Source organism: Hydrogenophaga sp. NH-16 (genome assembly GCF_004006415.1).
Classification (GTDB): Bacteria; Pseudomonadota; Gammaproteobacteria; order Burkholderiales; family Burkholderiaceae_C; genus Hydrogenophaga; species Hydrogenophaga pseudoflava.
In genome coordinates this window covers 3,817,706-3,843,393 of record NZ_CP029344.1, presented here as the reverse complement: position 1 = coordinate 3,843,393, position 25,688 = coordinate 3,817,706, and the positions used below count along the sequence as shown (strand labels likewise).

General features: G+C 68.0%; 22 protein-coding genes. 4 read left to right on the top strand and 18 right to left on the bottom strand.

Annotated elements, in window-relative coordinates; translation table 11 throughout:
• Positions 1 to 67 precede the first annotated feature (67 nt).
• Genes DD542_RS18535 through DD542_RS18525 form a run of 3 tightly spaced genes read right to left on the bottom strand, consistent with a single transcriptional unit; the run spans position 68 to position 4,937 of the window.
• Positions 68 to 1,435 carry a DUF1254 domain-containing protein gene (locus DD542_RS18535; RefSeq protein ID WP_127806657.1) on the bottom strand — a complete coding sequence of 456 codons (1,368 nt, stop codon included), beginning with the start codon at positions 1,433 to 1,435 and terminating at the stop codon, positions 68 to 70.
• Positions 1,432 to 2,790: a DUF1214 domain-containing protein gene (locus DD542_RS18530; RefSeq protein ID WP_127806656.1), complete on the bottom strand. Its 1,359-nt coding sequence runs from the start codon at positions 2,788 to 2,790 to the stop codon at positions 1,432 to 1,434. Before DD542_RS18530 ends, DD542_RS18535 begins: the two co-directional genes overlap by 4 nt.
• Positions 2,787 to 4,937 (bottom strand): acetate--CoA ligase family protein, encoded by a 2,151-nt coding sequence (locus DD542_RS18525; protein WP_127806655.1) that lies wholly within the window; start codon positions 4,935 to 4,937, stop codon positions 2,787 to 2,789. Before DD542_RS18525 ends, DD542_RS18530 begins: the two co-directional genes overlap by 4 nt.
• 83 nt (positions 4,938 to 5,020) lie before the next feature.
• Here DD542_RS18525 and DD542_RS18520 point away from each other — a divergent pair, with 83 nt between their 5' ends.
• From DD542_RS18520 to DD542_RS18510, 3 genes are read left to right on the top strand one after another with little or no spacing between them, the layout of a single operon-like run.
• The gene (locus DD542_RS18520; RefSeq protein WP_066150258.1) at positions 5,021 to 5,734 is read left to right on the top strand and encodes a TetR family transcriptional regulator; all 714 of its coding nucleotides are present in this window, start codon (positions 5,021 to 5,023) and stop codon (positions 5,732 to 5,734) included.
• Positions 5,731 to 6,990 (top strand): alkyl sulfatase dimerization domain-containing protein, encoded by a 1,260-nt coding sequence (locus DD542_RS18515; protein ID WP_066150262.1) that lies wholly within the window; start codon positions 5,731 to 5,733, stop codon positions 6,988 to 6,990. The genes DD542_RS18520 and DD542_RS18515 overlap by 4 nt, the downstream gene beginning before the upstream one ends.
• A 44-nt stretch (positions 6,991 to 7,034) precedes the next feature.
• Complete coding sequence (locus DD542_RS18510) at positions 7,035 to 8,009, top strand: tripartite tricarboxylate transporter substrate binding protein (protein WP_127806654.1); 975 nt, start codon at positions 7,035 to 7,037, stop codon at positions 8,007 to 8,009.
• 285 nt (positions 8,010 to 8,294) lie between these two features.
• Here the strand turns inward: DD542_RS18510 and dnaJ are convergent, their stop codons facing one another.
• From dnaJ to grpE, 3 genes are all read right to left on the bottom strand, one after another.
• Entirely contained in the window at positions 8,295 to 9,431 is a 1,137-nt protein-coding gene (dnaJ, locus tag DD542_RS18500; protein ID WP_127806653.1) for a molecular chaperone DnaJ, read from the bottom strand.
• Positions 9,432 to 9,517: 86 nt separating this feature from the next.
• A complete protein-coding gene (gene dnaK / locus DD542_RS18495; protein WP_066150268.1) occupies positions 9,518 to 11,464 on the bottom strand; it encodes a molecular chaperone DnaK in 1,947 nt (648 codons plus the stop codon).
• 128 nt (positions 11,465 to 11,592) lie between these two features.
• Positions 11,593 to 12,141: a nucleotide exchange factor GrpE gene (grpE, locus tag DD542_RS18490; protein WP_127806652.1), complete on the bottom strand. Its 549-nt coding sequence runs from the start codon at positions 12,139 to 12,141 to the stop codon at positions 11,593 to 11,595.
• Between the two features lie 135 nt (positions 12,142 to 12,276).
• Between grpE and DD542_RS18485 the strand changes: the two genes are divergently transcribed.
• Positions 12,277 to 13,122 carry a fumarylacetoacetate hydrolase family protein gene (locus DD542_RS18485; protein WP_066150274.1) on the top strand — a complete coding sequence of 282 codons (846 nt, stop codon included), beginning with the start codon at positions 12,277 to 12,279 and terminating at the stop codon, positions 13,120 to 13,122.
• Positions 13,123 to 13,129: 7 nt separating this feature from the next.
• Here the strand turns inward: DD542_RS18485 and DD542_RS18480 are convergent, their stop codons facing one another.
• From DD542_RS18480 to DD542_RS18425, 12 genes are all read right to left on the bottom strand, one after another.
• A complete protein-coding gene (locus DD542_RS18480) occupies positions 13,130 to 13,477 on the bottom strand; it encodes a winged helix-turn-helix transcriptional regulator (protein ID WP_066150278.1) in 348 nt (115 codons plus the stop codon).
• Positions 13,478 to 13,602: 125 nt separating this feature from the next.
• A complete protein-coding gene (locus DD542_RS18475; protein ID WP_127806651.1) occupies positions 13,603 to 14,130 on the bottom strand; it encodes a MarR family transcriptional regulator in 528 nt (175 codons plus the stop codon).
• 43 nt (positions 14,131 to 14,173) lie between these two features.
• A complete protein-coding gene (locus DD542_RS18470) occupies positions 14,174 to 15,865 on the bottom strand; it encodes an acyl-CoA dehydrogenase family protein (RefSeq protein ID WP_127807437.1) in 1,692 nt (563 codons plus the stop codon).
• A 60-nt stretch (positions 15,866 to 15,925) separates the two neighbouring features.
• Positions 15,926 to 16,609, bottom strand: a complete 684-nt coding sequence (locus DD542_RS18465; protein ID WP_079366881.1) for a flavin reductase family protein — start codon at positions 16,607 to 16,609, stop codon at positions 15,926 to 15,928.
• A 32-nt stretch (positions 16,610 to 16,641) separates the two neighbouring features.
• Entirely contained in the window at positions 16,642 to 18,366 is a 1,725-nt protein-coding gene (locus tag DD542_RS18460) for a tannase/feruloyl esterase family alpha/beta hydrolase (protein WP_127806650.1), read from the bottom strand.
• Between the two features lie 26 nt (positions 18,367 to 18,392).
• Positions 18,393 to 19,127: an ABC transporter ATP-binding protein gene (locus DD542_RS18455; protein WP_066150287.1), complete on the bottom strand. Its 735-nt coding sequence runs from the start codon at positions 19,125 to 19,127 to the stop codon at positions 18,393 to 18,395.
• Positions 19,128 to 20,897: a branched-chain amino acid ABC transporter ATP-binding protein/permease gene (locus DD542_RS18450; protein ID WP_127806649.1), complete on the bottom strand. Its 1,770-nt coding sequence runs from the start codon at positions 20,895 to 20,897 to the stop codon at positions 19,128 to 19,130.
• A gap of 1 nt (position 20,898) precedes the next feature.
• Positions 20,899 to 21,939, bottom strand: coding sequence for a branched-chain amino acid ABC transporter permease (locus DD542_RS18445; protein ID WP_127806648.1), 1,041 nt, complete (start codon positions 21,937 to 21,939; stop codon positions 20,899 to 20,901).
• 112 nt (positions 21,940 to 22,051) lie between these two features.
• On the bottom strand, positions 22,052 to 23,185 hold the full coding sequence (locus DD542_RS18440; RefSeq protein ID WP_066150296.1) for an ABC transporter substrate-binding protein: 1,134 nt from the start codon (positions 23,183 to 23,185) through the stop codon (positions 22,052 to 22,054).
• A 55-nt stretch (positions 23,186 to 23,240) separates the two neighbouring features.
• Entirely contained in the window at positions 23,241 to 23,660 is a 420-nt protein-coding gene (locus DD542_RS18435; RefSeq protein ID WP_079366876.1) for an acyl-CoA thioesterase, read from the bottom strand.
• A 10-nt stretch (positions 23,661 to 23,670) separates the two neighbouring features.
• Complete coding sequence (locus tag DD542_RS18430) at positions 23,671 to 24,435, bottom strand: SDR family NAD(P)-dependent oxidoreductase (protein ID WP_127806647.1); 765 nt, start codon at positions 24,433 to 24,435, stop codon at positions 23,671 to 23,673.
• Between the two features lies 1 nt (position 24,436).
• Complete coding sequence (locus DD542_RS18425) at positions 24,437 to 25,687, bottom strand: thiolase family protein (protein ID WP_127806646.1); 1,251 nt, start codon at positions 25,685 to 25,687, stop codon at positions 24,437 to 24,439.
• Between the last annotated feature and the right edge of the window lies 1 nt (position 25,688).

Below are 25,688 nucleotides of genomic sequence, written 5' to 3'. Positions count from 1 at the left end.
GCCGTCCATGGTACGGCCCGCCGCCACCCGTGGCGACCGGTCGGGGCATGCCGAGGACGCCGTTTCTTCAGTCCCGGACCGGCTCAGGGGCTGGCAGCACGTAGCGCCCGTCCAGCATCTCTGCGCGCGGCAGGTAGGCCCGCAGGCAGAGGAAGAAGCCGTCGGCCGGCGCAGGCAGCCAGTTGGCCCGGGCCGCGTCGTCCAGGGGTGGGGCGTGCTGGATGTGCAGGGTCAGGCCGCCGTCGGCATCGTGCTGCAGACCGGGTGTGCGGTCGCCGATGGCGTAGCGCGCGATGGGGTTGTCGACCAGCATGAAGTCGCGCGTGCTGTACAGGGTGATCGACCAGAAGGCGTTGACCGGCGGCAACTGCCCGGGTGCGAATCGCAGGCGGTAGCGCTGGGCGCCGTCGAGCATGCGGCCGGTGCTGTCGGTTTCGCAGCGGGGGTAGATCGCCTCATGGGGCGAGAGGGCGCCGATGCCCTGGCGTGCCACGAAGGCACGCAGCAGGTGGTCGTGGCCGAAGCCGCCGGTAAGGGACATCATGGAGCGGCTCCAGCCGGTGGCCGGGGTGTGCTGGCCCAGCGCGTCGGCGCGGTGGTCCAGCAGGGCCTGCACCGTGTCGGCGGCGCGGCGCCACACCTCGACCATGGCGGGGTCGGCCCACATCTGTGCCACGGTGGCGTCATCGGCTCCCAGGCCCACCGCGCGCAGGCCGGTGAGCAGGGCGCTGTCGCCAGCAGGTGGCGGGTTCTCGCGCAGGGCGTCGTTGGCCATGGCCAGGAAGCGCTGGGGGGCGAAGGGCGCGCGCGGGTCGTGGCGGGCATCGAAACGGCGTGGAGCGCCGGGGCGGCCGGCCTGCCAGTCGGCCAGGCTGCGGATGCCGAACCCGTCCTGCAGCGCATGCACCTGGTCCAGTTCGTGGGCGCCGTCGATCAGCAGGCGCCCGATGACCCAGACCCAGGGTGTGGGCGCCTCGATGTGCCGCCCCGGCGCCTGGAAGGCCTCTGGTACGCTGCCCTGCCAGCCTGGGGGCGTGACCAGCACGGCGCCACCGCCGTTGCCCAGGGTGCGGGTGCCGGGGTGGCCGAAGGGGTTGGTGAAGAAGTCCAGCATGCCCAGCACGTGGTAGCGCGCGCCCATGTCGGGCATGTCCAGCACCAGCGGGCCGGCCGACAGGTCCAGCCAGGCGTTGGTGTAGAGCGTGTCGTTGTTGGGCATCACGACGCGGCTGCGACCGGCGGTGAGCAGTTCGCGTTCGTGCACAAAGGCGTTGCACCAGCGCAGGCTGCTGTCGGGGCTCTCGCCTGCGAAGCCATGGCCGGCCAGCTTGCGCGGTGAGGTGGCGGAGCGCATGCGCTGCATCTCGTACAGCGGCCAGGCGTAGACCAGGGCCTGCACGGCCTGGGTGTAGAGGTACTCGTGTCGGGTGTTCATGCGGACTCCGCTTGCAGAGGGGGAATGGTCCAGCTGCGCACTTCGGGGCGCGGCAGGTACATGCGCAGCACCAGGTAGAACTGGCCGGCGGGGGCGGGCAGCCAGTTGCGCTGGTCTGCGGGGGGCTCGTGCGAGATGGTCAGCGTCAGGCCGCCGTCGGCCTCGTGCACCAGGTCGGGCGTGCGGTCGCCGATGGAATGGCGGCCGATGGCGTTCGGGTACAGAAAGCGGTCGGCGTCGTACAGCGTGACCGACCAGAACGCGTCGACCGGCGGCAGCTCGCCGGGCTCGAAGCGCAGCCGGTAGCGCTGACGGCCGTGCAGCGGCGCCCTGGCGGCATCGAAGTCGCCCATGGCGTAGACCGCTTCGTCCGCGGCCAGGGCGCCCAGCCCCTTGTAGGCGGTGAGGGCCCTGACCAGGTAGTCGCAGTCATAGCGGCCCAGGCCGAAATGGGTCGCCCAGGGCCGGGCCTTGCGGCTGCGCGAGCCTTCCAGCATCAGCGCGGCACCGTCGCGCAACCCCTGCAGCAGCCCGGCGCGCAGTGCTTCGTCGAGCTGGAAGAAGTCGAAGGACAGGTCGGGCATGAGGCCCTGGCTCGCGATCCAGCGGGCCAGGCCGGTGTCGGACGCGGGCACCTTCTGGCTGGCCAGGCCATGGCACAGGTTGTTGAAGAAGTGCGGGCCGAAGCTGGCAATGTCGTCGGGCCGGGCCATCCATGCGGCCATGGTGTCTTCCGGTGGGCCGCTCCAGTGGTCCACCACACCGGGGCGCGCGCCGCTGCGCGTCCCCTCGGGCAGTTCCAGCCGGATCTCGGCCTGCAGCGCCTGCGCAGCGATCACATCGTCTCCGGCACCGGCGAGCACCCGCGCGATCAGCCACACCAGGTCGGTGGGCGCACGCAGCACGCGGCGCCCGTCGGCGGGCAAGGCGTCGGCCGGGTGGTCCGGGCCGACCAGCCAGATCGCCTCGCCCCCGGCCGCACAGTTGCGCAGGCCCGGGTTGTCGAAGTTGTTGGTCCAGGCGTCGTACAGCGCCAGCACGAAGTAGCGGCCCGGATGGCGGGCGGCAGCGGGCACGTGCAGCAGGCGCGGGCCATTGGCCAGGTTGATCCAGCCGGTGGTGTAGAGCAGGTCGTTGGCGGGCGTGACCACGTCGCGGTCGGCGTCGGTGGACACCCGGCGCACGTGCTGCAACTGGTCGATTTCGGAGCGCCAGCTGGCGTGCTCACCGTTGCCGGTCAAGGTCTGCAGGCGACAGGTGCGCAGGCTTTCCACCAGCGGATACCCCCAGACGAAGGCGGTCAGGCCGATGGCCTGGCCCAGGGCGTGGCGGGTGCTTGTGGTGGGCGGGTTCATGCGGGCTCCTGTTCGTCGGGAGCGCGGCCGATCACGACAGCATCGACCGCGCAGCCACCGCCGCGCGAGGCCGGCAGGGCCATGAAGGGGTTGATGTCCACGCTCTCCAGCGTGTCGCCGCAGGCCACGGCGAAGCGCGACAGCGCCACGATCTGCCGTGCCAGCAGGTCCAGGTCGGCCGGCTCACGGCCACGGGCGCCGGTCAGCAGGGCGTGTGCCTTGGTGGCCCGGATCATCTCGTGCGCCTGGTCCAGTCCCACCGGCGCCGGGCGCAGCACCACGTCGTGCAGGGTTTCGACGAACACGCCGCCCATGCCGAACATGACCATCGGGCCGAACACCGGGTCGCGCTGGACGCCCAGCAGGCATTCGGTGCCGTGGCGGTCGACCATGGGCGCGACGAGCACGCCGTCCAGCCTTGCTTGGGGGACGTTCTGGTGCACGGCCGCCATCAGGCGGGCATACCCGTCGCGCACGGCCTCGGCGCCCTGCAGGTTGAGCACCACGCCACCTGCATCGGACTTGTGCAGGATGTCGGCCGACACGATCTTGAGCACCACCGCCGAGCCCATTCGCCCGGCCGCGGCCACGGCTTCGTCGGCGCTGTGCACCAGTGCGTGCGGCACCACGCGCAGGCCGGCCTGCGCCAGCGCGGCCAGCGATTCGGGCTCGTTCAGCGCCCGCGCCGGCAGGCTGAGCGGTGGCGACGACGCATCGGCAGGCGCCACCGGGGCGCCCAGGCGCTGGGCCAGGCGCGCCAGCGCGGACACGGTGCGCACGGCCTCGGTGGGTTCGCTGAACACCATGCAGCCCAGGGCCTCCAGGGCCTGCCGGCGATCGGGTGTGAGCAGGGTGCTCAGGGCCAGCAGCTTGTCGGGGTAGTCTCTGCGCAGGTTCGTAACCAGCGACTCCAGCACAGGCCAGAAGCGTTCGGCGGTGCCGGCGGCGGCCAGGAAGCCGATCCAGCTCGCGTAGCCACCCTGGTCCAGCATCAGGCGCGCGGTGCGTTCGATCAGCGTGGCATCGTTGGTGACCTGGCCCGTGATGTCGACCGGGTTGGTGGGCGCAGCGAAAGGCACCCACTCGCGGATGGTGGCCTGGGCCGTGTCAGGCATCGGCCTCAGGTCGAGCCCGGCCTGGCTGGCCTCGTCGGCCATCAGCACGCCGACGCCCCCCGAGACGGTGAACAGGCCCAATGACGCATCGCGCGGCAGACCGCCGATCGCCGCGGCGGCGGCGACGCCGAAAAACTCGGTGATGTCTTTGGCGCGGTGCACGCCGTATTCGCGGAACACCGCGTCGTAGACGGCGTCGTTGCCCGCCAGCGCCGCGGTGTGCGAGGCGGCCGCCTTGGCGCCCGCCTCCGTGCGGCCAACCTTGACGATGACCACCGGCTTGCGCGCGGCCTGTGCCGCGGCCAGCGCCTGGCGCAGTCGCGGACCGTTGCGGCAGCCCTCCATGTAGCCCATGATCACCCGCGTCTGCGGGTCGTGCGCCAGCCACTCCACGCAGTCGGCGAAGTCGATGTCCGCCTCGTTGCCGGTGGTGATCCAGTGCGACAGGCCGATGCCGCGCTCGCGCGCCAGCGCGTAGGCATAGGCACCGAATGCCCCCGACTGGCTGACCAGGCCGATCGGCCCGTGCCGCACCTGGCCGCTGGCCGGTGCCGGCGAGAAGGTGGCGTAGAGCTGTTCGCCCACGTTCATGAAACCCAGGCAGTTCGGACCCAGCAGGCGCACGCCGCCACGGCGGGCGATGGCAGTGAGCTCGGCCTGCTGGCCCGCTCCGTCGTCGCCAGTCTCGGCAAAGCCCGAGGTGAACATCACCACGCCCTTGACGCCAGCGGCCACAGCGTCTTCCAGCGCGGCGCGCGAGAGCGAGGCAGGGATGGCGAAGATGGCCAGGTCCACCGGCTCGCCAATGGCCTGCAGTGAGGGGAAGGCCGGCAGGCCCTGCACCGTGGTCTGTTTCGGGTTGACCGGCAGCACCCGGCCAGCGTAGCCAAAGCGTTTCATGAAATCGACCGGGATGCCACCGATCTTGCTCACCGTGTCGGAGGCACCGACCACCGCGACCGAGCGGGGGGCAAAGATGGCCGAGAGCGTCTGCAGCCGCTGGCCGGTGTCGTTCTGGGGTTTGTCGCTCATGTGTCTCCTGTTCGTTGCTCTTGTCAATTTAATGTGACTGAATTAAAGTAATTCGAGCGAATTAAAACAGCCGGATTGCACAAATGTCAAACACCAGCACCACTCTCAGTCGCAAACGCGTCAGCCAGGTCACCATCCAGCGTGCGACCGAATCGCCCGACGCACAGCTGTCGGCGACGGCTCGCCACATGCTCGACGTGGCCGAGCCGCTGTTTGCGGAAAAAGGCATCGAGCAGGTGTCTCTGCGGGAGATCGTCGCGGCCAGCGGGCAGCGAAACCTCTCTGCCGCCCGCTACCACTTCGGCAGCCGCGAACAGCTCATAGCCCTGTTGCTGGCCAGGCGTCTATGGTTCATCAACGAGGACCGTCATGCGCGGCTGGACGCGCTTGAAGCCGCCGGGCGTGCTGGCGATGTGGAGGCGCTGGTGCGCGAGTCGCTGGACGCACTCGCCAGCACCGTGCGCGACCAGCCCTGGGGTGCGGACTACGTGCGGGTGGCGGCACAGGCCACTTTCAGTCCCCGGCTGAACCCCTACGACATCGTCGACCCGATCTATCTGAGCGGCCACACGCGCATTGCCCGGCTGCTGCGCGCGGCACTGCCGGATCTGCCCGAGCGCACCTTCCATGACCGCATGCGGCTGATCAGCAACGAAATCGTGTTCACGCTGGCGCGCTGGATCAGCGACCACGGACCTGTGACATCACCCACGCGCCGCCGCTACGACGCTCTGGTGCGACACACCATCGAGTTCCTCGTCGCCGGCATGAAAGCCCCCTCCGGAGAACCGACATGAACACCAAGCCTTCCACAAGCGATGCGTTTCTGATCACGGGCGAAGGCGTCGACGCGGTGGCTCCCGGCCTGTGGATCGTGCGTGGTCAGGGCAACACCTTCGTCGCAGAGATCGACGCCGGGCTGGTGGTGATCGACAGCGGCCCTGGCGGAAAGGTCACCAGGGGCATGATCGATTCGCTCCGGACTGTGTCCGATCGGCCGGTGCATGCCATCTGCTTCTCGCACGGGCACATCGGCTACAACAGCGGCCTGCCGCTGTGGCTGGAACACGCGCGGCAGCGCGGCGACGCGCCGCCGCGCGTGATCGCCCATGCCAATCTGCCACGGCGCGCTGCGCGCTACCGCGAGACCATGGCGCTGCAGGAACGCATGGCCGAACTGCAGTTCCGCCGCGAGCCCGGCACCATGACCGGCAAGTTCCCGGTGCACGACCCGGCTGAAGTGTTCGATACGGCGCTCGTGCTCGGGGACCTGAACGGCCGCCACGTGGTGCTGATCTGGAGCCCGTCGGAAACCGACGACGCGGTGGCGCTCTGGTGCCCGGCCGAACGGGTGCTGTACGGCGGGCCGGCAGTGATCGACTCGATTCCCAATCTGGGCACGCCCTTTCGCACGCAGCGCGACACGGTGCGCTGGGCCGGCACGCTGGAGCGCCTGGCGCACCTGCGGCCACAGCGCGTGGTGCGCGAATTCGGTCCCTGCATTGAGGGCGAACAGGAGGTGCAGCGCGTGCTGCTGGACACCGCGCGCGCCCTGCGCTGGGTGCGCGACGAGGTGGTGCGGCTGATGAACCAGGGCCTGGGCGAGCGAGAGATCCTGGAGGCCGTGCGCTTTCCAGCCGACCTGTTCGCTCAGCCCTGGATGCAACCCACCTATGGCGACCCGCACTGGATCGTGCGCGACGTCTACCGTTCCGAGAATGGCTGGTGGGACCGCAACCCGACCCAGCTGCACCCCGCGGCGCCGTCGGCGGTGTCGGCCGCGCTGGCGCGGGCCCTCACCGACAAACCCGCGGTCCTGGCCGAGGCCCGGCGCCTGGCCGACCGGTCCGAGTGGCAGCTGGCGCTGCACGTCGTCGACCTGCTGGCGCTGCTCGATGTCGACGACCCTGATGTGCACACCGCCCGGCAGTTGAAGGCGCACTGGCTGCGCCGGCGGGCCAGCGATGTGCGCAGCTATGTGTCCAAGAGCCTCTACCACGGTTGCGCGGACCTGCTCGAAAAAGGGCAGCAGGCCCGCTTCGGCATTCATTGACTTCCCTGTTCGCCCATCACACCCACCCCAAAAAGGAGACAAACATGTTCAAGTCCATCGTGGCCTCCCTGGCCGTCTCGTTGCCACTGGCCTGGTCCGGCAGCGCGCTCGCACAACAATGGCCCACCAAGCCCGTGAAAGTGGTGGTGCCCGGCGCCGCCGGCAGCGGCACCGACATCACCGCCCGCATCTTCACCGACGCGCTCAGCCGCAAGTTCGGCCAACCCTTCGTGGTCGACAACCGGGCGGGTGCCAACGGCATGATCGGCACCGAATACGTGGCGAAGCAGCCGGCCGATGGGTACACCCTGCTGTTCTCGTACACGACGGCGCAGGTGGTCAACCAGAGCCTCTACCCCAAGACCGGCTATGACGGCGCCAAGGACTTCGCGCCCATCGTGCAGATCGGTTCGGGTGGCAACTTCCTCGTCGTGCCCGCGTCCATGCCGGTCAAGGACCTCAAGGAGTTCATCGCCTACGTGAAGGCCAAACCTGAAGACGAGCTGGCCTACGGTTCGTGGGGCAACGGCTCGGGGGGCCACCTCAGCATGGAGGCGCTCAAGCAGCAGACAGGCGTGAAAATCCGCCACGTGCCGTACAAGTCGTCGGCCGCCGCCAACACCGACCTGGCCGGTGGTGTCATCCAGGTGGCGTTTTCCGCCACGGCCTCAGCGTTGCCGCTGATCCAGGCGGGCAAGATCAAGGCGCTGGCCATCAGCGGACCGAACCGCCTGTCCACCATGCCCGAGATCAAGACCATGACCGAGCAGGGCGTCAAGTTCGACCTGGCCTCTTGGTATGGCATGTTCGCGCCCGCTGGCACGCCGCCGGCCATCGTCAATGCCATCAACGCCGAGGTGCACCGCGTCCTGCAACTGCCCGAAATGCGCGAAACCCTGAGCAAGGCGGGCCTGAGCGACTGGCCCGTCAAGACGCCTGAAGAGTTCGGGGCCACGGTGCGCAACGACGTGAAGGAGTGGGGCGACATCGTGCGCAGAGGCAACATCAAAGTGGATTGAGGCGCGCAGCCAGGAAGAGGGGCTGCATCATCCAGGCCGTGCAGCGTAGCGAAGTGGTTCCTGGCCTGCACCGACCTCGTCTTCGTCGCGCCGGTCTACTGGTTCAGCTTCCCCGGCACGCTCAAGGCGCAGATGAGCGCCAAGCGCCTTTGACTGATCACCACCAATGGCGACCGCGCCAAGGCGCAGCCCATGATCGACTCGACCGCCATGTCGAAGTGCCATGAAAAAGGGCGACGGTCACCCGTCGCCCCTTTGCATTTCTGAACCCTTCAGCGCGAAATATCAGCTGAAGAAGTCCTTCGCTTTCTCGAACCACCCCTTGTCGTTCGGGCTGTGCTTGTGACCGCCTTTCTTGAACGACTCGTCGAGTTCCTTCAGCAGCTTGCGCTGGTGTTCGGTCAGCTTCACCGGCGTCTCCACCGCCACGTGGCAGTACAGGTCGCCGGGGTAGCTGCTGCGCACGCCCTTGACGCCCTTGCCGCGCAGGCGGAAGGTCTTGCCGCTCTGCGTCCCTTCGGGCAGGTCGATGGTGGCCTTGCCTTGCAGCGTGGGCACGTCGATCTCGCCGCCCAGGGCGGCGGTGGTCATGCTCACCGGCACCTGGCAGTGCAGGTCGTCGCCCTCGCGTTCGAAGATGTCGTGCTTGCGCAGCCGGATCTCGATGTAGAGGTCGCCGGCCGGCCCGCCGTTCTGGCCCGGTTCGCCGTTGCCGCTGGAGCGGATGCGCTGGCCGTCGTCGATGCCCGCGGGGATCTTGATCTCCAGCGTCTTCTGCTTCTTGATCTTGCCCTGGCCGCTGCAGGCGGTGCAGGGCTCGGGGATGATCTTGCCGGTGCCGTGGCAGTGCGGGCAGGTCTGCTGCACGCTGAAGAAACCCTGGCGCATCTGCACCACGCCCTGGCCGTGGCAGGTGCTGCAGGTCTTGACGCTGGTGCCCGGCTTGGCGCCGGTGCCCTTGCAGGTCTCGCAGTCGTCCCAGCTGGGGATGCGGATCTGCGTTTCCTTGCCGGTGGCCGCTTCTTCCAGCGTGATTTCCATGGCGTAGGACAGGTCCGCGCCGCGGTACACCTGCCGGCCGCCACCGCCGCGGCGGGCGCCGCCGAAGATGTCGCCGAAGATGTCGCCGAAGGCTTCGCCGAAACCGGCAAAGCCTTCCGCACCGGGGCCGCCCGGGCCGCGCATGTTCGGGTCCACGCCGGCGTGGCCGTACTGGTCGTAGGCCGCCTTCTTCTGCGGGTCCGACAGCATCTCGTAGGCCTCTTTGGCCTCCTTGAACTTCTCTTCGGCGCCCTTGGCGGCATCACCCTGGTTGCGGTCCGGGTGGTACTTCATCGCCAGCTTGCGATACGCCTTCTTGATCTCGTCGTCCGAAGCGTTCTTGGGCACGCCCAGCACTTCGTAAAAGTCGCGTTTGGCCATGGTGGTCAATCGGGGTTCTGTTGAGCACAAACGCCGCGCCAGGTTGCCCCGACGCGGCGGTAACGGTCAATCGGCGGGGCGGCCGATCAGCCCTTCTTCACTTCCTTGACTTCGGCGTCGACGATGTCGTCGTCCTTGGCGCTGGAGGAGGCACCGGCGCTGGCCTGTTCGGCCCCACCGGCGGCACCCGCCGCGGCGGCGGCTTCGGCCTGCGAGGCGGCGTACACCTTCTCGCCCAGCTTCTGGCTGGCGGTCATCAGGGCCTCGGTCTTGGCTTCGATGGCGGCCTTGTCGTCGCCCTTGGCGGCTTCTTCCAGGGCCTTGATCGCGTCCTCAATGGCGCTCTTTTCAGCGGCTTCGAGCTTGTCGCCGTGTTCGCCCAGGCTCTTCTTGACGCTGTGCACCGAGGCTTCGGCCTGGTTGCGGGCCTGCACCAGTTCGACCTTCTTGTGGTCTTCGGCGGCGTTCAGCTCGGCGTCCTTCACCATCTGCTGGATCTCGGCCTCGGACAGGCCGGAGTTCGCCTTGATGGTGATCTTGTTTTCCTTGCCGGTGCCCTTGTCCTTGGCGCCCACGTGCAGGATGCCGTTGGCGTCGATGTCGAAGGTCACCTCGATCTGTGGCATGCCGCGCGGTGCGCTGGGGATGCCTTCGAGGTTGAATTCGCCCAGCAGCTTGTTGCCGGAAGCGATTTCGCGCTCGCCCTGGAACACCTTGATGGTCACGGCCGGCTGGTTGTCCTCGGCGGTCGAGAAGACCTGCGAGAACTTGGTCGGGATCGTGGTGTTCTTGGCGATCATCTTGGTCATGACGCCGCCCATGGTCTCGATGCCCAGGCTCAGCGGGGTCACGTCCAGCAGCAGCACGTCCTTGCGGTCACCCGAGAGCACCTGGCCCTGGATGGCGGCGCCCACGGCCACGGCCTCGTCGGGGTTCACGTCCTTGCGCGGGTCCTTGCCGAAGAACTCCTTGACCTTCTCCTGCACCTTGGGCATGCGGGTCATGCCGCCGACCAGGATCACGTCGTGGATGTCGCCCACGCTGATGCCGGCGTCCTTGATGGCGGTGCGGCAGGGCGCAATCGTGCGCTCGATCAGCTCTTCCACCAGGGCTTCCAGCTTGGCGCGGGTCAGCTTGATGTTCAGGTGCTTCGGACCCGAGGCGTCGGCCGTGATGTAGGGCAGGTTGATGTCGGTCGCGGCCGAGCTGGACAGCTCGATCTTGGCCTTTTCGGCGGCTTCCTTCAGGCGCTGCAGGGCCAGCACGTCCTTGGACAGGTCGACGCCTTGTTCCTTCTTGAACTCGCCGATGATGAAGTCGATGATGCGCTGGTCGAAGTCTTCGCCGCCCAGGAAGGTGTCGCCGTTGGTGGACAGCACTTCGAACTGCTTTTCACCGTCGACGTCGGCGATCTCGATGATGGACACGTCGAAGGTGCCACCGCCCAGGTCGTACACGGCGATCTTGCGGTCGCCCTTTTCCTGCTTGTCCAGGCCGAAGGCCAGGGCCGCAGCGGTGGGCTCGTTGATAATGCGCTTGACTTCCAGACCGGCGATGCGGCCGGCGTCCTTGGTGGCCTGGCGCTGGGCGTCGTTGAAATAGGCCGGCACGGTGATGACGGCTTCGGTCACGGGCTCGCCCAGGTAGTCCTCGGCGGTCTTCTTCATCTTGCGCAGGATGTCGGCACTGACCTGCTGGGCCGAGATCTTCTTGCCGCGCACTTCCACCCAGGCGTCGCCGTTGTCTGCGGCCACGATGGAGTAGGGCATCAGGTCGATGTCCTTCTGCACTTCCTTCTCGGTGAACTTGCGGCCGATCAGGCGCTTGATGGCGTAGAGCGTGTTCTTGGGGTTGGTCACGGCCTGGCGCTTGGCCGAGGCGCCGACCAGCACTTCACCGTCTTCCTGGTAGGCCACGATCGACGGCGTGGTGCGCGCACCTTCCGAGTTCTCGATCACCTTGGTGGTGTTGCCTTCCATGATGGACACGCAGCTGTTGGTGGTGCCCAGGTCGATGCCGATGATTTTTCCCATGTTCTGCTCCGTTTTCGAAAGTTTGAATAAGTGTGTGGGGTGGGTGTGGACCCGTTGTGGAGGAGGTGTGGATAACCGGTGGGCTTTTCAAGTCCTGAGCACCGGTTTTCTTCTCCGTCCGCGGTTCTTTATTTGGGGGCCGCGACCGTGACCAGGGCCGGGCGCAGCACGCGCTCGGCGATCAGATAGCCCTTCTGCAGCACGGTCACCACGGTGTTGGTGGGCTGGTCGGCCGGCACCAGACTGATGGCCTGGTGCTGGGTGGGGTCGAACCTGGCGCCGACCTCGGGCGCAATCGCCACCACCTTGTTGCGCTCCAGTGCGCTGCGCAGCTGCCGCAGCGTGGCTTCCGAGCCCTCGCGCATCTGCTCCAGCGTCGCTTCCTGGACGGCCAGACCGGCTTCGAAGCTGTCTAGCACCGGCAGCAGGCTCTCGGCGAAGCTCTCCACCGCGAACTTGCGGGCCTTGGCCATTTCTTCCTCGGCGCGGCGCATGGTGTTCTGGGCTTCGGCCTTGGCGCGCAGGAACTGCTCGGCCAGCTCGGCGTTCTTGGCCTTCAGCTCGGCGACCTCGTTGGTCAGGGCGGCCAGTGCGTCGGCTTCTGCCACCGCGGCGGCGGCCAGGGCTTCCTCGGTGCTCTGCGGGGCATTTTCAGCAGGGTTCTGGGCTTGGGTCATGTCAAAAATTCAAATAAAACAAGGGCGTAGATCGCCGTGTGCGTTAGGTGGGGGCGCCGCCGGCCCGTTCAAGAGGTGACGTCCAGAAACACGCGATGGCGGTGAGAATCGGGGCTTTTTGCACGGAACCCTGTCATGAAACTCTTTCGCCATGGCCCGCTGGGCGCCGAGAAACCCGGTCTGATCGATGCCCGCGGCGGGCTGCGCGACCTCTCGGGCGTGGTGCCGGACATCGCCGGCACCGTGCTGGGGCGTGATTCTATGGCCCGGCTGCACGCGCTAGACCCGTCCACGCTGCCGCTGGTGGCCGAGGGCCGGCGCATCGGCGCCTGTGTGGGCGGCGTGGGCAATGTGGTCTGCATCGGCCTGAACTATTCCGACCACGCGGCCGAGTCTGGCATGAAGGTGCCCGGCCAGCCCATCGTGTTCAACAAGCACAACGGCGCCATCAGCGGCCCGGACGACGACATCTGGCTGCCGCCCGGCTCGCAGAAGATGGACTGGGAGGTGGAACTGGGCATCGTGATCGGCGAGCGTGCCTTTCATGTCAGCGAAGCAGACGCGCTGCAGCACGTGGCCGGCTTCTGCCTGGTCAACGATGTCTCGGAGCGCGCCTACCAGACCGAGTACGAGGGCCAGTGGACCAAGGGCAAGAGCTACCCCACGCACTGCCCGGTCGGCCCCTGGCTGGTCACGCCCGACGAACTGGGCGACCCGCAGGACGTGGACCTCTGGCTGGACGTGAACGGTGTGCGCCGCCAGACCGGCAACACCCGGACCATGATCTTCGGCGTGGCCCAGATCGTGAGCTACCTCAGCCGCTTCATGGCGCTGCAGCCGGGCGATGTGATCCCCACCGGCACGCCGCCCGGCGTGGGCATGGGCCAGAAGCCGCCGGTGTTCCTCAAGGTGGGCGATGTGGTGACGCTGGGCGGACGGGGACTGGGCCAGCAGCGGCAGAAGGTCGTGCCGACGCCTTGACCCGGTTTCAGGGGGCGTGCGCGGCGGCCGTTGGGGTAGAAACCGCCATCGCCGCGCGGGCCTGCTGATGGGCCCAGCGGCCGGCGAACTGCTGCACGTCGACCATGCGGCGTGCCAGGTCGGCGCCCTGGTGGGTGAGGCGGTAGCCGTCGCCAGTGTGGTCCACCAGCCGCGCGGCGCGCAGTTCCTTCAGACGGGTGTTGAGCGTGTTGGGAGTGACACCACCGATGCTGTCCTGGAGCAGGCGGAAGGTCTGCGGATGCCCGTCGCTCAAGGCCCAGATCACACGCATCGCGTAGCGCGACTCGAGCAGGTCGAACAGCTGAATGACCGCCGCATGGTCTTTGGCACTCATGGTTTGTCTCCTGGACCAGCCTTCTGCGTCGAGGCTTGAAACCACTATACGGCGGGCGCTAGCAGTTCGCTAGCTGGAAAGCCAGCCCCACCGGGAAAGCATGGTCGGGATTTTCCCGGATTGCGTCACCTGGAATAGACGCGCTGCAGCAGTTCCTTGAGCAGGTCCAGCTCCTGCTCCGAAAGGCGGCTGGCCACGTCCCGTTCCAGCTTTGTCGCCGTGGCCTGGGCGTCTTTCTGCAGCTTGCGGCCGCTGGGCGAGAGGTGCAGGCCCTGGGCGCGCCGGTCGGTGGGGTGCGGCCGGCGCTCGATCAGGCCACGCTTGTCCAGGCTCTTGATCATGCCCACGAGGTTGGGCGGCAGGATGTCCAGCGCGGCGCAGATCTGGCGCGAGGTGATGCCGGGGTTGTGGGCGATCAGGGTCAGCACCGAAAAATCCACCGGGCGCAGGCCATACGGCGCCATGCGCTGCAGGAACACGCCGATGACCGCCAGCGCAGCGCGCCGGGCGTTGTAGCCCAGCAGGGTCTCCAGGTAGCTGGTGTCGATCCGGCCCTCGCTGTCGGCCACGGGCGTGGCTCGGGCCACGGGTTCGGTGGTCTTGCGGGGGCTGCGCGGGCGGCGCAGGGCGTTGGCGACGGTCGTTTCGGACATGGTTGCAGAGGATACCGGTATCAAGGCCCTGCGCTGGCGGGGCTCAACCCGCCAGGGTGGTCTCCATCATGGCCACGCGCATCCCGAACTCGGGCCAGACCCAGCGCCAGAAGCCGGTCTGCGCGGTCTGCCAGCGGGCGGTGCCGGCGCCGGGCGTGGCGCCGATGCGGGCCCAGGCCCAGGCCATCAGAAGCAGCGCCACGGCGCGCAGGAAGTCGTCGGCCAGCCAGTGCGGCAGATCGGCCGGCGCGTCCTTGGTGGTGGCGCGCGGCAGCAGGCGCTCACGCAGGAAGCTGGCGAAGCCATCGAGCTGTGACTTGGCGCGGACCGCCTGTTCGTCGCCGCCCAGGTCGGCGGACAGCTCGCCCAGCAGGGTCAGCAGCGCCGCGCCGCCGTCGGGCAGGGTCTTGCGCAGCAGCAGGTCGATGGCTTGGATCTCGTTCGTGCCCTCGTAGATCATGGCCACGCGCGAATCGCGCACGATCTGCTCGATGCCCCATTCGCGCACGAAGCCGTGGCCACCGAAGACCTGCAGGCAGGCGCTGGCGCCGTGGAAGGCCTGGTCGGTCCAGGCGGCCTTGAGCACCGGCGTGACCAGCGCGCACCAGCGACCGGCGGCCTCGCGGCGGGCGGCGTCGCCGTGGTGTTTGAGGATGTCCAGTTCGAGCGCGGTGCGGTAGGCGACCACGCGGCCGGCGTCGATCCAGGCGCGCTGTGCGTCGAGGATGCGGCGCATGGCCGGGTGTTGTTCGATCAAATCCGCTTCGCCAGCTTTCGCCGTGCCGCCGGGCGCGCGCATCTGGCGGCGCTCCTTCGAGTACGCGTCGGCCTTCTGCCACGCGGCTTCGAGCAGGCCGATGCCCTGCAGGCCCACGTGCAGCCGGGCGGCGTTCATCATCACGAACATCGCGTTCAGGCCCTTGCCGGGCTCGCCGACGATCCAGCCCGGCGCCTCGTCGAAGCGCATCACGCAGGTGGGGCTGCCGTGCAGGCCCATCTTTTCCTCGATGCGCTCGCAGACCGCGGCACTTCGGGTGCCGTCCTCGTAGAACTTCGGCACCAGGAACAGCGACAGCCCCTTGGGGCCGGGCGGCGCGTCGGGCAGGCGCGCGAGCACCAGGTGCACGATGTTGTCGCTCAGGTCGTGCTCGCCGCCGGAGATGAAGATCTTGGTGCCACTCAAGGCAAAGCGGCCGTCGGGCAGCGGGATCGCCTTGGTGCGGCACAGGCCGAGATCGGAGCCCGCGTGCGGCTCGGTCAGGCACATGGTGGCCAGCCACTCGCCGGTCGCGACCTTCTCAAGGTAACGCGCCTTGAGTTCGTCGGATGCGTGGTGCTTGATGCACTCGTAGGCGCCGTGCAGCAGGCCGGGCGCCATGGTCCAGCCGTGGTTGGCGGCGCTGAGCATCTCGAAGAGCATGGCCTCCAGCACGGCGGGCAGGCCCTGGCCGCCGTCTTCGGTGGCGCAGGCCAGCGCCGGCCAGCCGGCCTGCCAGAAGGCCTGGTAGGCGTCGCGGAAGCCTGGCGGCATGGTGACGGCGCCGTCCCTGAACTGCGCGCCGATCTCGTCGCCGTCGCGGTTGAGCGGGGCCACGACCTCGGCCACGAATTTGCCGGACTCTTCGAGCACCTGCTGCATCAGGTCGGCGTCGGCTTCCGCCCCTTCACCCGAGTACGCGGGCAGCGCCTGCAGCTGTTGCGGGGCCTGCAGCACGGACTGCAGGACGAAGGCCATGTCGGCGGTGGCGGGCTGGAAGTGGTTCACGGTGAGCAGAAGCGGAGAGAGAGGAAAACGTCAGCGGCCGCTGGTGGCGTCCTGGGTCTTGTCGGGCGATCCTTCGAGACCGGCCAGCAGCGCCTTGTTGCTGCCGGGAATGACCATCTGGAACTTGTTGTCGACCACGGTGTAGTCGTAGTAGCCCATGCGCGCGATGGGCTGGATCTTGAGCACGTCGATCAGGCCGTTGCCGTCGATGCAGTCGTCGTCGATGTGGATGCCGATCACGCGGCCGAACACCACGTCCACCGTGCCCATGGGCGGGCGGCCGGGAAAGCGCACGGTGTTGAGGTACTCGCACTCGAACTGGATCGGCGAGCCCTTGATGCGCTTGGGCTTCACAAGACGGCTGTCCAGCTTCTCCAGCCCGGCGCGTTCGAATTCATCGACGCCCGGTGGCAGCTCCTCGGCGCTGATGTTCACCGCCTCGCGCAGCGCATAGGTCGCCATGTTCCAGACGAACTGGCCCATCTGCTCGGCGTTGCGCACCGAGTCCTTGCGCTCGCCCTGCGTGCTCTGGTTGGCGCTGAACATGACGATGGGCGGGTCGAAGGTCACGTTCTGGAACTGGCTGTAGGGCGCGAGGTTGTCGCGGCCCTGCGCGTCCACCGTGGAGATCCAGCCGATGGGGCGGGGGACCACGCAGGACTTGAACGGGTCGTGCGGCAGGCCGTGGGGGGTCTTGCCTGGTTCGTAATACATGGCGGAGCTCCGTTCGGTGGACGTGTGGGGGGTCAGCGGCAGGCGAAGCTGGACGCGTCTTCCATGCTGCCGCTGCCCTTGTAGGTCGCGACCCTGGGGTAGGCGCACAGCGGTCGGCTGCGGTTGGGCGCCCAGCTGGCGGGCAGCTCGCTGTTGGCGCCGCCGGGGTTGCCGGCGCCACGCGCGGTGGCCTTCACGGCCTGCGGGGCTTCGCCCTGCTCGACCCACTTCACCAGCGGCGAGAGCAGGTCGAACTGGTCGGTGGACGGGCCGCCGCTGCAGTGCGCCATGCCCGGCACCGGGAAGAAGCGGGCGAAGCTGTCGGCCTTGCCGCCCAGCGCCTGGTCCAGGCGCAGCAGCCACTGGCGCGTGTCCTCTGCGGAGAAGATCGCATCGGCCACGCCGTGGTAGACGATCATCTTGGCGCCGCGGTCTTTCAGCTTGGCCAGATTCACCGGGTTCTCGTGGCCGGGCGGCGTCATCAGCGACAGGCCGGATTCGCGGTAGACCTCGTTGGTGGCGCTGAACATCGGCAGGCGCGCGTTGATGTCGACCTTGAGCGGATCGAACATGCCCGGCGGCACGCTGAACACGGTGCCGACCGACAGCGGGTCCAGCGCCACCGAGTTGGCGAACTTCCAGGTGCCCCAGTTGTCACCGGCCAGGCCGGGGTCGTAGGGGAAGGCCGAGTAGATGGATGCGCCCGAGCTGGTGCGGCCACCGGCGAACACGCGGGCCACCACGTCCTTCTGCGCCGCGCTCAGGCACTGGCCGTTGCGGTCCCCAGTGCAGGTGGCCACGTCGGTCTTGAGGTTGAACGCGGCCTGGCAGGCCTGCATGGCCTGGACCATGCCGTCCCTGGCTCCGTCGAGTGCGTCGCACTTGCCCAGGATGGCGTCGGCCACCAGCTGGCGTTCGGCCTTGGTGAAGGCGCCGCTCAGGTCGGGGATCTTGGCGTTGGGGTTGAGCGGGTGCTGGGTGGTCGCGCCGGGCACCGCCAGCGGCGCCCACTGCTGCGCGCCCCAGAGCTGGGCCAGCGCGGCGTTGGGCAGGCGGTAGCCGGGTGCGCCGACGAGGTAGCCGTCGTAGGCCTGGCCGCGCGCGGCCTCGACCATGGCGTGGCGCCCGCCGTTGGAGCAGCCGCCCAGGTAGGAGCGGTCCGGGCCCTTGCCGTAAGCCGAGGCGATCAGGGCCTTGGCCATGGGCGTGAGCTTGGCCACCGCCTGGTAGCCGTAGTCCAGCCGCGACTGCGGCTCCAGACCGAAGTAAGGCGTCTGAGGACCTGAGTGACCGGCGTCGGAGCTGATGACGGCAAAGCCCTGCATCAGCGCGCCGGTCAGCGGGCCGCCGCCCAGTGCCCCGTCGGCCGTCTTCACCGAGCCGTCCAGCCCGCCGTTGCCCTGGTAGTAGAAGCGGCCGTTCCAGGCCTTGGGCAGGCGCATCTCGAAGCCGATCGCGTAGTCGCGGCCGTCGCTGCCTTTGCGCTTGTGCATCGCGCCCTTGACCAGGCAGTGTTCGGCCACGGGCCGGCCGGCCAGCATGAGGCCACCCGCGGCCACGGACTCGGCGGAATCGATGTGCGTCTGCTCGAACCGGAACTGGCCGGCCAGCCCTGCACACTGGTTCAGGCTGGCCCCGGTGGCGGGAGCCAGCGGTGCAGGCGAGGTGCCCGGCGCGGTGGTGCCGCAGGCGGCGACAAGCAGACCCAGCCCCAGCGGCAAGGGCAGCAGTTGCAGGCGGCGCAGAGTGTGGTTCATCGGAGTCTCCTTGGGGGTGGTTGGGATCAGGGGCGCTTTCTCGCGGTGCCGAGATAGGTTTCGATCACGCGGGGGTCGCTGGCCAGCTCCATGGCAGGCCCTTGTGCGCTGAGTTCGCCCATCTCCAGCACATACCCGTGGTCGGCCACTTGCAGTGCGGCGCGTGCGTTCTGCTCCACCAGCACGATGGTCACGCCGGTCTGGCGCAGCCGCTCGATGATGGAAAAGATCTCGCGCACGATGAGCGGCGCCAGGCCCAGGCTGGGCTCGTCGAGCATCAGCAGGTCGGGGCCGGACATCAGGGCGCGTCCCACGGCCAGCATCTGGCGTTCACCGCCCGAGAGCGTGCCGGCCAGTTGCAGCCGGCGCTCCTGCAGTCGCGGGAAGATGGCGTAGACGTCGTCGAGCCGGCTGCGCCATTTCGCGTTGCCCTGGCGCATCTGGCGAAAGCCGCCGAGCAGCAGGTTGTCTTCCACCGGCATGGTGCCGAAGAGTTCGCGCTTCTCGGGCACCAGCGCCATCCCGCTCATCACGCGCTCTTCGAGCGTGAGGGTGGTGATGTCCTGGCCACGGAACAGGATCGAGCCCTGACCGGGCAGGATGCCCATGAGCGTGTTGAGCAGGGTGGACTTGCCCGCGCCGTTGGGGCCGATGACGGTGATCACGCCGCCCGGCTGTGCCTCGATGTCGATGCCGTGCAGCACCTCGGCACGGCCGTAGCCGGCACGCAGGCCCTTGACTTGAAGAATCGGGTTGCTCATTTAGTGTTCCGTTCCCAGATAGGCCGCGCGCACCTTCGGGTCTTGCTGTACCTGTTCGGGCGGTCCTTGCGTGAGCAGCGTGCCGAACTCCATCACCACCAGGTGGTCGCAGATCTGCATCACCAGATCCATGTCGTGCTCCACCAGCAGGATGCTCATGCCTTCGCCCTTGAGCTGGCGCAGCACGTCGGCCAGGGCCTGCTTTTCCTTGTGGCGCAGGCCGGCGGCGGGCTCGTCGAGCAGCAGCAGCGTCGGATCGGCGCACAAGGCCCGTGCGATTTCCATCAGCCGTTGCGGACCCATGGCCAGGTTGCCCGCCTGTTCGTGCAGGTACTCGCCCATGCCGATGCGCTCCAGCTGGCGCTCCGCCTCGCGGAACAGCTGCCGCTCCTCGGCGCGGTTGGTGCGCAGCATGGCGGGCAGCACGCCCTTGCGGCCCCGCGTGTGCGCGCCCAGTGCCACGTTCTCCAGCACGGTCATGTCCGGAATCATCTTGACGTGCTGGAACGTGCGCGCCATGCCCAGCTGTGCGATGTCGCGCGAGGGCGTGCCGATGACGTTGCGGCCCTGGAAACGCACCTCGCCGCTGGTGGCGGGCAACACGCCGGTGATGAGGTTGAACGTGGTGGATTTGCCCGCACCGTTGGGGCCGATCAGCCCGACGATCTGGCCGGCGTGGATCTGGAAGCTGATGTCGTTCACCGCGACCAGGCCACCGAACTGCATGCGCGCCTTCTGCACGTCCAGAACCAGTTCTCCATTGGCAGGCTTGGCGCGTTCGGGCAGCGCGGCCGCGTTCTGCCAGTCCACCTTGCGCGGCTTGGACGGCATGTGCTTGCCCACCATCGACCACAGGCCGTCGGGCAGGTACTTGAGCATCACCACCAGCGCCACGCCGAAGACGATCACCTCGTAGCTGCCGCTGGTGCCCATCAGCCTGGGCAGCAGGACCTGCAACTGGTCTTCCAGGACACGGATCAGGCCCGCGCCGACGATGGCGCCCCAGACGTGACCCACGCCACCGATCACCGCCATGAACAGGTACTCGATGCCCATCTTCAGACCGAAGGCCGAAGGGTTCACTGTGCGCTGGAAGTGCGCCAGCAGCCAGCCGGCCACCGAGGCAAACAGTGCGGCCAGCACGAAGATGGTCACCTTGTAGCGGAAGGTGCTGATGCCCATGGCCTCGGCCATCTGCGAGCCGCTCTTGAGCGAGCGGATGGCGCGGCCGGCGCGCGAGTCGAGCAGGTGCAGCAGCGCGGCGGCGAAGGCCAGCAGGATGAACCAGGTCAGCACGAAGAACGCACGCCCCTGGCCGATGTCGAACCCCGCCACCGACAGGCTCTGGATGCCCAGCAGGCCGTCGTACTTGCCCAGTGCGTCGAGGTTGCCCATGAGGTAGTACAGCGACAGGCCCCAGGCGATGGTGGCCAGCGGCAGGTAGTGGCCCGACATGCGCAGCGTGATCAGACCGACGATCAGCGCACTGCCGGCGGTGAGGGCCAGGCCGATGAAGAGCGTGATCCAGGGCGACATGCCCAGGTTGAGCGTGAGCCAGGCCGTGGTGTAGGCCCCGATGCCGACGAAGGCCGCCTGACCGAAGGAGGTGAGCCCGCCCACGCCGGTCAGCAGGACCAGGCCGAGCACCGTCATGCTGTACATGCCGATCATGTTGAGCTGGGTGATCCAGAAGTCGGGCAGCGGGAGCAGGGCGATCACGGGAATCGCCAGAGCCAGGATCAGCAGGCCGAGATGTTGGTGTTTGGGCATGTCAGTGGTCCTCGTCGGAGTGCTTGCTGCGCAAGGACCTGACAAGCAGGACAGGGAGAATCAAAGTGAACACGATCACTTCCTTGAAGGCGCTGGCCCAGAACGAACCGAAGGACTCGATCACGCCCACGCCCATCGCCGCGATGAGGGCGCCGGGGTAGCTCGAGAGGCCGGCCGCGACGGCGGCCACGAAGCCCTTGAGGCCGATCAGGAAACCCGAGTCGTAGAACACGGTGGTGGTCGGGCCGATCAGCAGGCCCGAGAGCGCGCCGATGAAGGCCGCCATGGTCATCGTGAGCTGGCCCGACGCCTGGGACGAGATGCCCATGAGCCGTGCGCCCGTTCGGTTCACTGCGATGGCACGCAAGGCCTTGCCGCGCAGCGAGCGTTCGAAGTAGAGCCAGAGCATGGCGATGAGGGCCACCGTGGCTGCAAACGTGATGATGGTCTGGCCCGACAGCATCACGGGGCCGATGGTGTAGCGCTCATCCCAGAAGGCCGGATTCCGGAAACCTTCCGCACCGAAGAACACCAGTCCCAGGCCGGTCATGGCGAAGTGCACACCGACCGAGACGATCAACAGCACCAGCGGCGTGGAGCTCTCCAGCGACTGGTAGGCCACACGGTAGATCAGCGGGCCATAGACCGTCACCACGGCCACGCTGAGCGCGGCCTGCACCCACAGCGGGAACTGCTGCGGTGCGGCCCAGATGGCCACGACGGAGACCACGACGGGCAACACGAGCATGCGTCCCGCGGCCTTCAGCGCGGGCCAGGTGCCGCGGTGCTGGCGCCAGCATTCGGTCAGCTCCATCAGCGCGGCGAGAGCGGCGAGCAGCAGCAGCAGCCAGACCGTGCCGGGCACCTGGCCGGTCTGGAAGATGGCCAGGGTGAGCGCGCCGTAAGCGACAAACTCCCCCTGGGGAATGAAGATGATCCGGGTGACGGTGAACACCAGGACGATGGCCAGGCCCAGCAGCGCGTACACGGCGCCGTTGGTGAGGCCATCCAGCGCCAGGATGCTGGCGATAGAGAAATCCATAGGAAGCCTTAGCGAGAAAGGGAAGCGCCCAAGAAGAACCTCGAACGCAGGCGCGCCGAAACCAGGTGTCGCTCCCCCTCCCGCCGGAGGCGGGAGGGGGAGGCGTTCCGAATCACTCCACCTTGAACTTGCCGTCCACCACCTTGAGCATCACGCCGGTCTCGTTGGTGTAGCCCCAGTGGTCGCTCTTGGTCCAGTTCATCACGCCGTGCGCGAACACGGTGCGGCCCATGGTTTCAAGCGCGTCGCGCAGACCGGCACGGAACTCCGGCGTGCCGGGCTTGCCGCTCTTGAGCGCCAGCGGCACGGCCTTGTTCAGGGCAATGGCCGCGTCGTAGCTGTGGCCGGCGAACTGGTTGCGCGTGCCAGGGCCCATCAGCTTCTCGTAGTTGGTGACGAAGTCCACCGCCAGCTTCTTGGAAGGATGGCTGTCAGGCAGCTGCTCCGCGATGACGGCCGGGCCGGACACGACGAAAGAGCCTTCGACGTCCTTGCCACCGATGCGCACCAGGTCGGGCGTGGCGGCCGCGTGCGTCTGGTAGATCTTGCCCTTGTAGCCGCGCTCGATGACCGCCTTGTGCGGCATCGCGGCGCCCGAACCCGAAGCCACCACCAGGATCGCATCGGGGTTGGCCGAGCTGAGCTTGAGCGCTTGCGGCGTCACGCTGGTGTCGGTGCGGGCGAAGCGCTCGGTGGCCACCACTTTCATGCCGGCCTTCTCGGCCAGCGGCGTGAGTGCCTTGAGCCACAGCTCGCCGTAGGCGTCGGTGTAGCCCAGGAAGCCGATCGTCTTGATGTTCTGCTTCTTCATGTGCTCGACCATGGCGTGGGCCATCACGTCGTTGCCCTGAGGCAGGCGGAACATCCACTGATCGGCGCCGGGCGGCACGCCCACGGGCGACGCGGCCAGCTGGACCGTCTTGGCTTCCGTGGCGACCGGGGTCATGGCGGCAGCCACAGGGGTCAGGCAGGAGCCGATGATCAGGTCGACCTTGTCTTCGGTCACGAAACGGCGTGCGTTGGCCGCACCTTTGCCCGGGTCGCTGGCATCGTCCAGGATGATCAGGTTGACTTTCTCGCCCGCGATGGTGGTGGGGAACAGCTTGAACTGGTTCTGCATCGGAATGCCCAGGCCGGAGCCCGGTCCGGTGAGCGAGAGGCTCACGCCGATGTTGATGTCGGCCAGCGCCGCGGTGCTGCTGAGGGCTGCAATGGCCACGGCTACGAGGGTCTTGACGGTTTTCACTGGATGTCTCCTTCTTGGGGTGGTGGTGGAAAAACTCAGGGGGAAACGGGTGGGTTCAGCTGCACAGGGCCTTGATGTCTGCGGGCACGGGAATCGCCTTGATGCGGTCGGGCGTCTCCGGCGGGCGTATCACGAAGGCGCGTGTTTCCGTGCCCTCGCACAGCACGTCATCGCCCCGTTTCACCACGTGCCGGTGGATGAACACCTTGTCGCGCCATTCGATGACGCTGGTGTGCACCTGCAGCCGCTCGCCGTAGGTGGCGGGCTTCATGAACTTGGTGTGGATCTCCAGCAGCGGCGTGCCGATGATGCCGGTGGTCTTGACCAGCTCGCGCCAGGGCGGCACGCCGCATTGCACGAAGAAGTTCAGCGACGAGGCGTCCATCCATTTGCTGAAGTTGGGGAAGAAGACGATGCCGGCGGGATCGCAGTCGCCGAACATCACCTCCACCTCGTAGACAACGGTCTTGCTCATGGTGGTCCGTTCAGCGGGGCGCCATGCGCAGGGCGCCGTCCAGGCGGATCACCTCGCCGTTGAGGTGGCCGTTGCTGACGATGTGTGCAGCCAGCTGGGCGAACTCCTCGGGCTTGCCCAGACGTTGCGGGAACGGGATGCTCTTGGCCAGGGATTCCTGCACCGGCTCGGGCAGTTCCTTGAGCAGCGGTGTGGCGAACAGGCCGGGTGCGATGGTGCAGACGCGGATGCCGTGCTGCGCCAGGTCGCGCGCCATCGGCAGCGTCATGCCGGCCACGCCGGCCTTGGACGCGCTGTAGGCCTGCTGGCCCACCTGGCCGTCGAAGGCGGCGACGCTGGCGGTGAAGACCATCACGCCGCGCTCGCCGTCTTCCATCGGCTCCAGCTTGGCGCAGGCGGCGGCGAACAGGCGGGCCGCGTTGTAGGTGCCGATCAGGTTGACGTTGATCACGCGGGCGAAGTCGGCCAGCGGCGCGGCGTTGCCGTCCTTGCCGACCACGCGCTTGGCACTGCCGATGCCGGCAATCTGCATCAGGATGCGCGCCGGGCCGTGGGCCGCGGCGGCGGCCTCGACAGCGGCCTGCATGCTGTCCGGGTCCGACACGTTGCATTGCACCGCCACGCCGCCGATGTCCTTGGCGACGCGCTGGGCGTTCTCTATGTTGAGGTCGAGCACCGCGACCCTGGCGCCCAGGCGGGCCAGTTCGCGCGCCGTGGCCTCGCCGAGGCCGGAACCCCCACCGGTGACGAGGGCTGCTTGTCCTTGGATGTTCATGTCAGTGTCCTTCCGGGTTCTCAATGAGGAGGGCAATGCCCTGGCCACCGCCCACGCAGGCGCTGGAGATGCCGTACTTCTTGCCGCTGCGCTGCAGCTCGCGCGCCAGGGTCAGCGTCAGGCGCACACCGGTCGCGGCCAGCGGGTGACCCAGGGCGATGGCGCCGCCGTTGACGTTGATCCTGTCGATGTCCATGCCCAGTTCCTTCGCGACCGCGAGGGTCTGCGCGCCCTGGGCTTCGTTGACCTCGAAGCGCGCGATGTCGTCGAGCTTCAGGCCGGTGCGCTCCAGCAGCAGGCGGATGGCGGGGGCCGGGCCGATGCCCATGATCTCGGGCGGCACGCCCACGGCGGCTGCGGCGACCACGCGCGCCAGGGGCTTGCGGCCTTGCGCCTTCGCATAGGCGCCCGAGCTCACCACACAGGCCGCGGCCGCGTCGACCAGGGCCGAGCTGTTGCCGCCGGTCTGCACGCCGTTCTCGAACACCGGCTTGAGCTTGGCCAGCACCTCGACCGGCGACAGGCGCGGGTGGGTGTCGGTGGAGACCTCGGTGACCTTGCCCTGCAGGCGGATACCGCGCGCCTTGTAGCCCTCGATCTCGAACTTCTCGCTGACCACGGGCACGATCTCGCCGGCCAGGAACCCGCTCTCCTGCGCGGCCACGGCCTTGGCAAAGGACGAGGAGGCGAACACGTCGACTTCCTCTCGGGTGATGCCGTATTTCTTCGCCAGGTTCTCGGCGGTCTGGATCATGTTGATGCCTGCCGCCGGGTCCTTCAGCGCCTCCCACATGTAGTCCTTGAACCCCACCGGCGAACCGAGCTTGAAGCCGGTGCGGTGGTCGAAGGCGGCGATGGGGTTGCGCGTCATGCTTTCGGTGCCGACCACCAGCGCCACGTCGGCGGCGCCACCCTGGATGTGTTCACCCGCCTGGCGGAACAGCTCGAAGCCGGTGCCGCAGATGCGCTGCGCCATGATCGCCGGCACCTCGACCGGCACGCCAGCGTACAGCCCGATGTGGCGCGGCAGGAAAAACTGGTCGAAGTCGCCGGGCGCCATGTTGCCGGTGACCACCGAGCCGATTTCGCTGGGCGCAATGCCGGCGCGGGCCAGCGCCGCGCGCGCGGCCTTGATGCCCAGGTCGGTGGGCGAGATGTGGCCGAGCGCGCCGCAGTAGTCCACCATCGGCGTGCGCACGCCGTCGAGGATCACCACATCGGCGAACGCGTTGAAGAAGCCTTTGCTGGCCATC

Coding starts and splice junctions, on each gene's coding strand:
- DD542_RS18520 (WP_066150258.1), top strand. CDS start 5,021: ATGTCAAACACCAGCACCACTCTCAGTCGCAAACGCGTCAGCCAGGTC.
- DD542_RS18510 (WP_127806654.1), top strand. CDS start 7,035: ATGTTCAAGTCCATCGTGGCCTCCCTGGCCGTCTCGTTGCCACTGGCC.
- dnaJ (WP_127806653.1), bottom strand. CDS start 9,431: ATGGCCAAACGCGACTTTTACGAAGTGCTGGGCGTGCCCAAGAACGCT.
- DD542_RS18530 (WP_127806656.1), bottom strand. CDS start 2,790: ATGAACCCGCCCACCACAAGCACCCGCCACGCCCTGGGCCAGGCCATC.
- DD542_RS18465 (WP_079366881.1), bottom strand. CDS start 16,609: ATGTATTACGAACCAGGCAAGACCCCCCACGGCCTGCCGCACGACCCG.
- DD542_RS18455 (WP_066150287.1), bottom strand. CDS start 19,127: ATGAGCAACCCGATTCTTCAAGTCAAGGGCCTGCGTGCCGGCTACGGC.
- dnaK (WP_066150268.1), bottom strand. CDS start 11,464: ATGGGAAAAATCATCGGCATCGACCTGGGCACCACCAACAGCTGCGTG.
- DD542_RS18515 (WP_066150262.1), top strand. CDS start 5,731: ATGAACACCAAGCCTTCCACAAGCGATGCGTTTCTGATCACGGGCGAA.
- DD542_RS18470 (WP_127807437.1), bottom strand. CDS start 15,865: ATGGCCTTCGTCCTGCAGTCCGTGCTGCAGGCCCCGCAACAGCTGCAG.
- DD542_RS18435 (WP_079366876.1), bottom strand. CDS start 23,660: ATGAGCAAGACCGTTGTCTACGAGGTGGAGGTGATGTTCGGCGACTGC.
- grpE (WP_127806652.1), bottom strand. CDS start 12,141: ATGACCCAAGCCCAGAACCCTGCTGAAAATGCCCCGCAGAGCACCGAG.
- DD542_RS18425 (WP_127806646.1), bottom strand. CDS start 25,687: ATGGCCAGCAAAGGCTTCTTCAACGCGTTCGCCGATGTGGTGATCCTC.
- DD542_RS18475 (WP_127806651.1), bottom strand. CDS start 14,130: ATGTCCGAAACGACCGTCGCCAACGCCCTGCGCCGCCCGCGCAGCCCC.
- DD542_RS18450 (WP_127806649.1), bottom strand. CDS start 20,897: ATGCCCAAACACCAACATCTCGGCCTGCTGATCCTGGCTCTGGCGATT.
- DD542_RS18525 (WP_127806655.1), bottom strand. CDS start 4,937: ATGAGCGACAAACCCCAGAACGACACCGGCCAGCGGCTGCAGACGCTC.
- DD542_RS18460 (WP_127806650.1), bottom strand. CDS start 18,366: ATGAACCACACTCTGCGCCGCCTGCAACTGCTGCCCTTGCCGCTGGGG.
- DD542_RS18535 (WP_127806657.1), bottom strand. CDS start 1,435: ATGAACACCCGACACGAGTACCTCTACACCCAGGCCGTGCAGGCCCTG.
- DD542_RS18485 (WP_066150274.1), top strand. CDS start 12,277: ATGAAACTCTTTCGCCATGGCCCGCTGGGCGCCGAGAAACCCGGTCTG.
- DD542_RS18480 (WP_066150278.1), bottom strand. CDS start 13,477: ATGAGTGCCAAAGACCATGCGGCGGTCATTCAGCTGTTCGACCTGCTC.
- DD542_RS18445 (WP_127806648.1), bottom strand. CDS start 21,939: ATGGATTTCTCTATCGCCAGCATCCTGGCGCTGGATGGCCTCACCAAC.
- DD542_RS18430 (WP_127806647.1), bottom strand. CDS start 24,435: ATGAACATCCAAGGACAAGCAGCCCTCGTCACCGGTGGGGGTTCCGGC.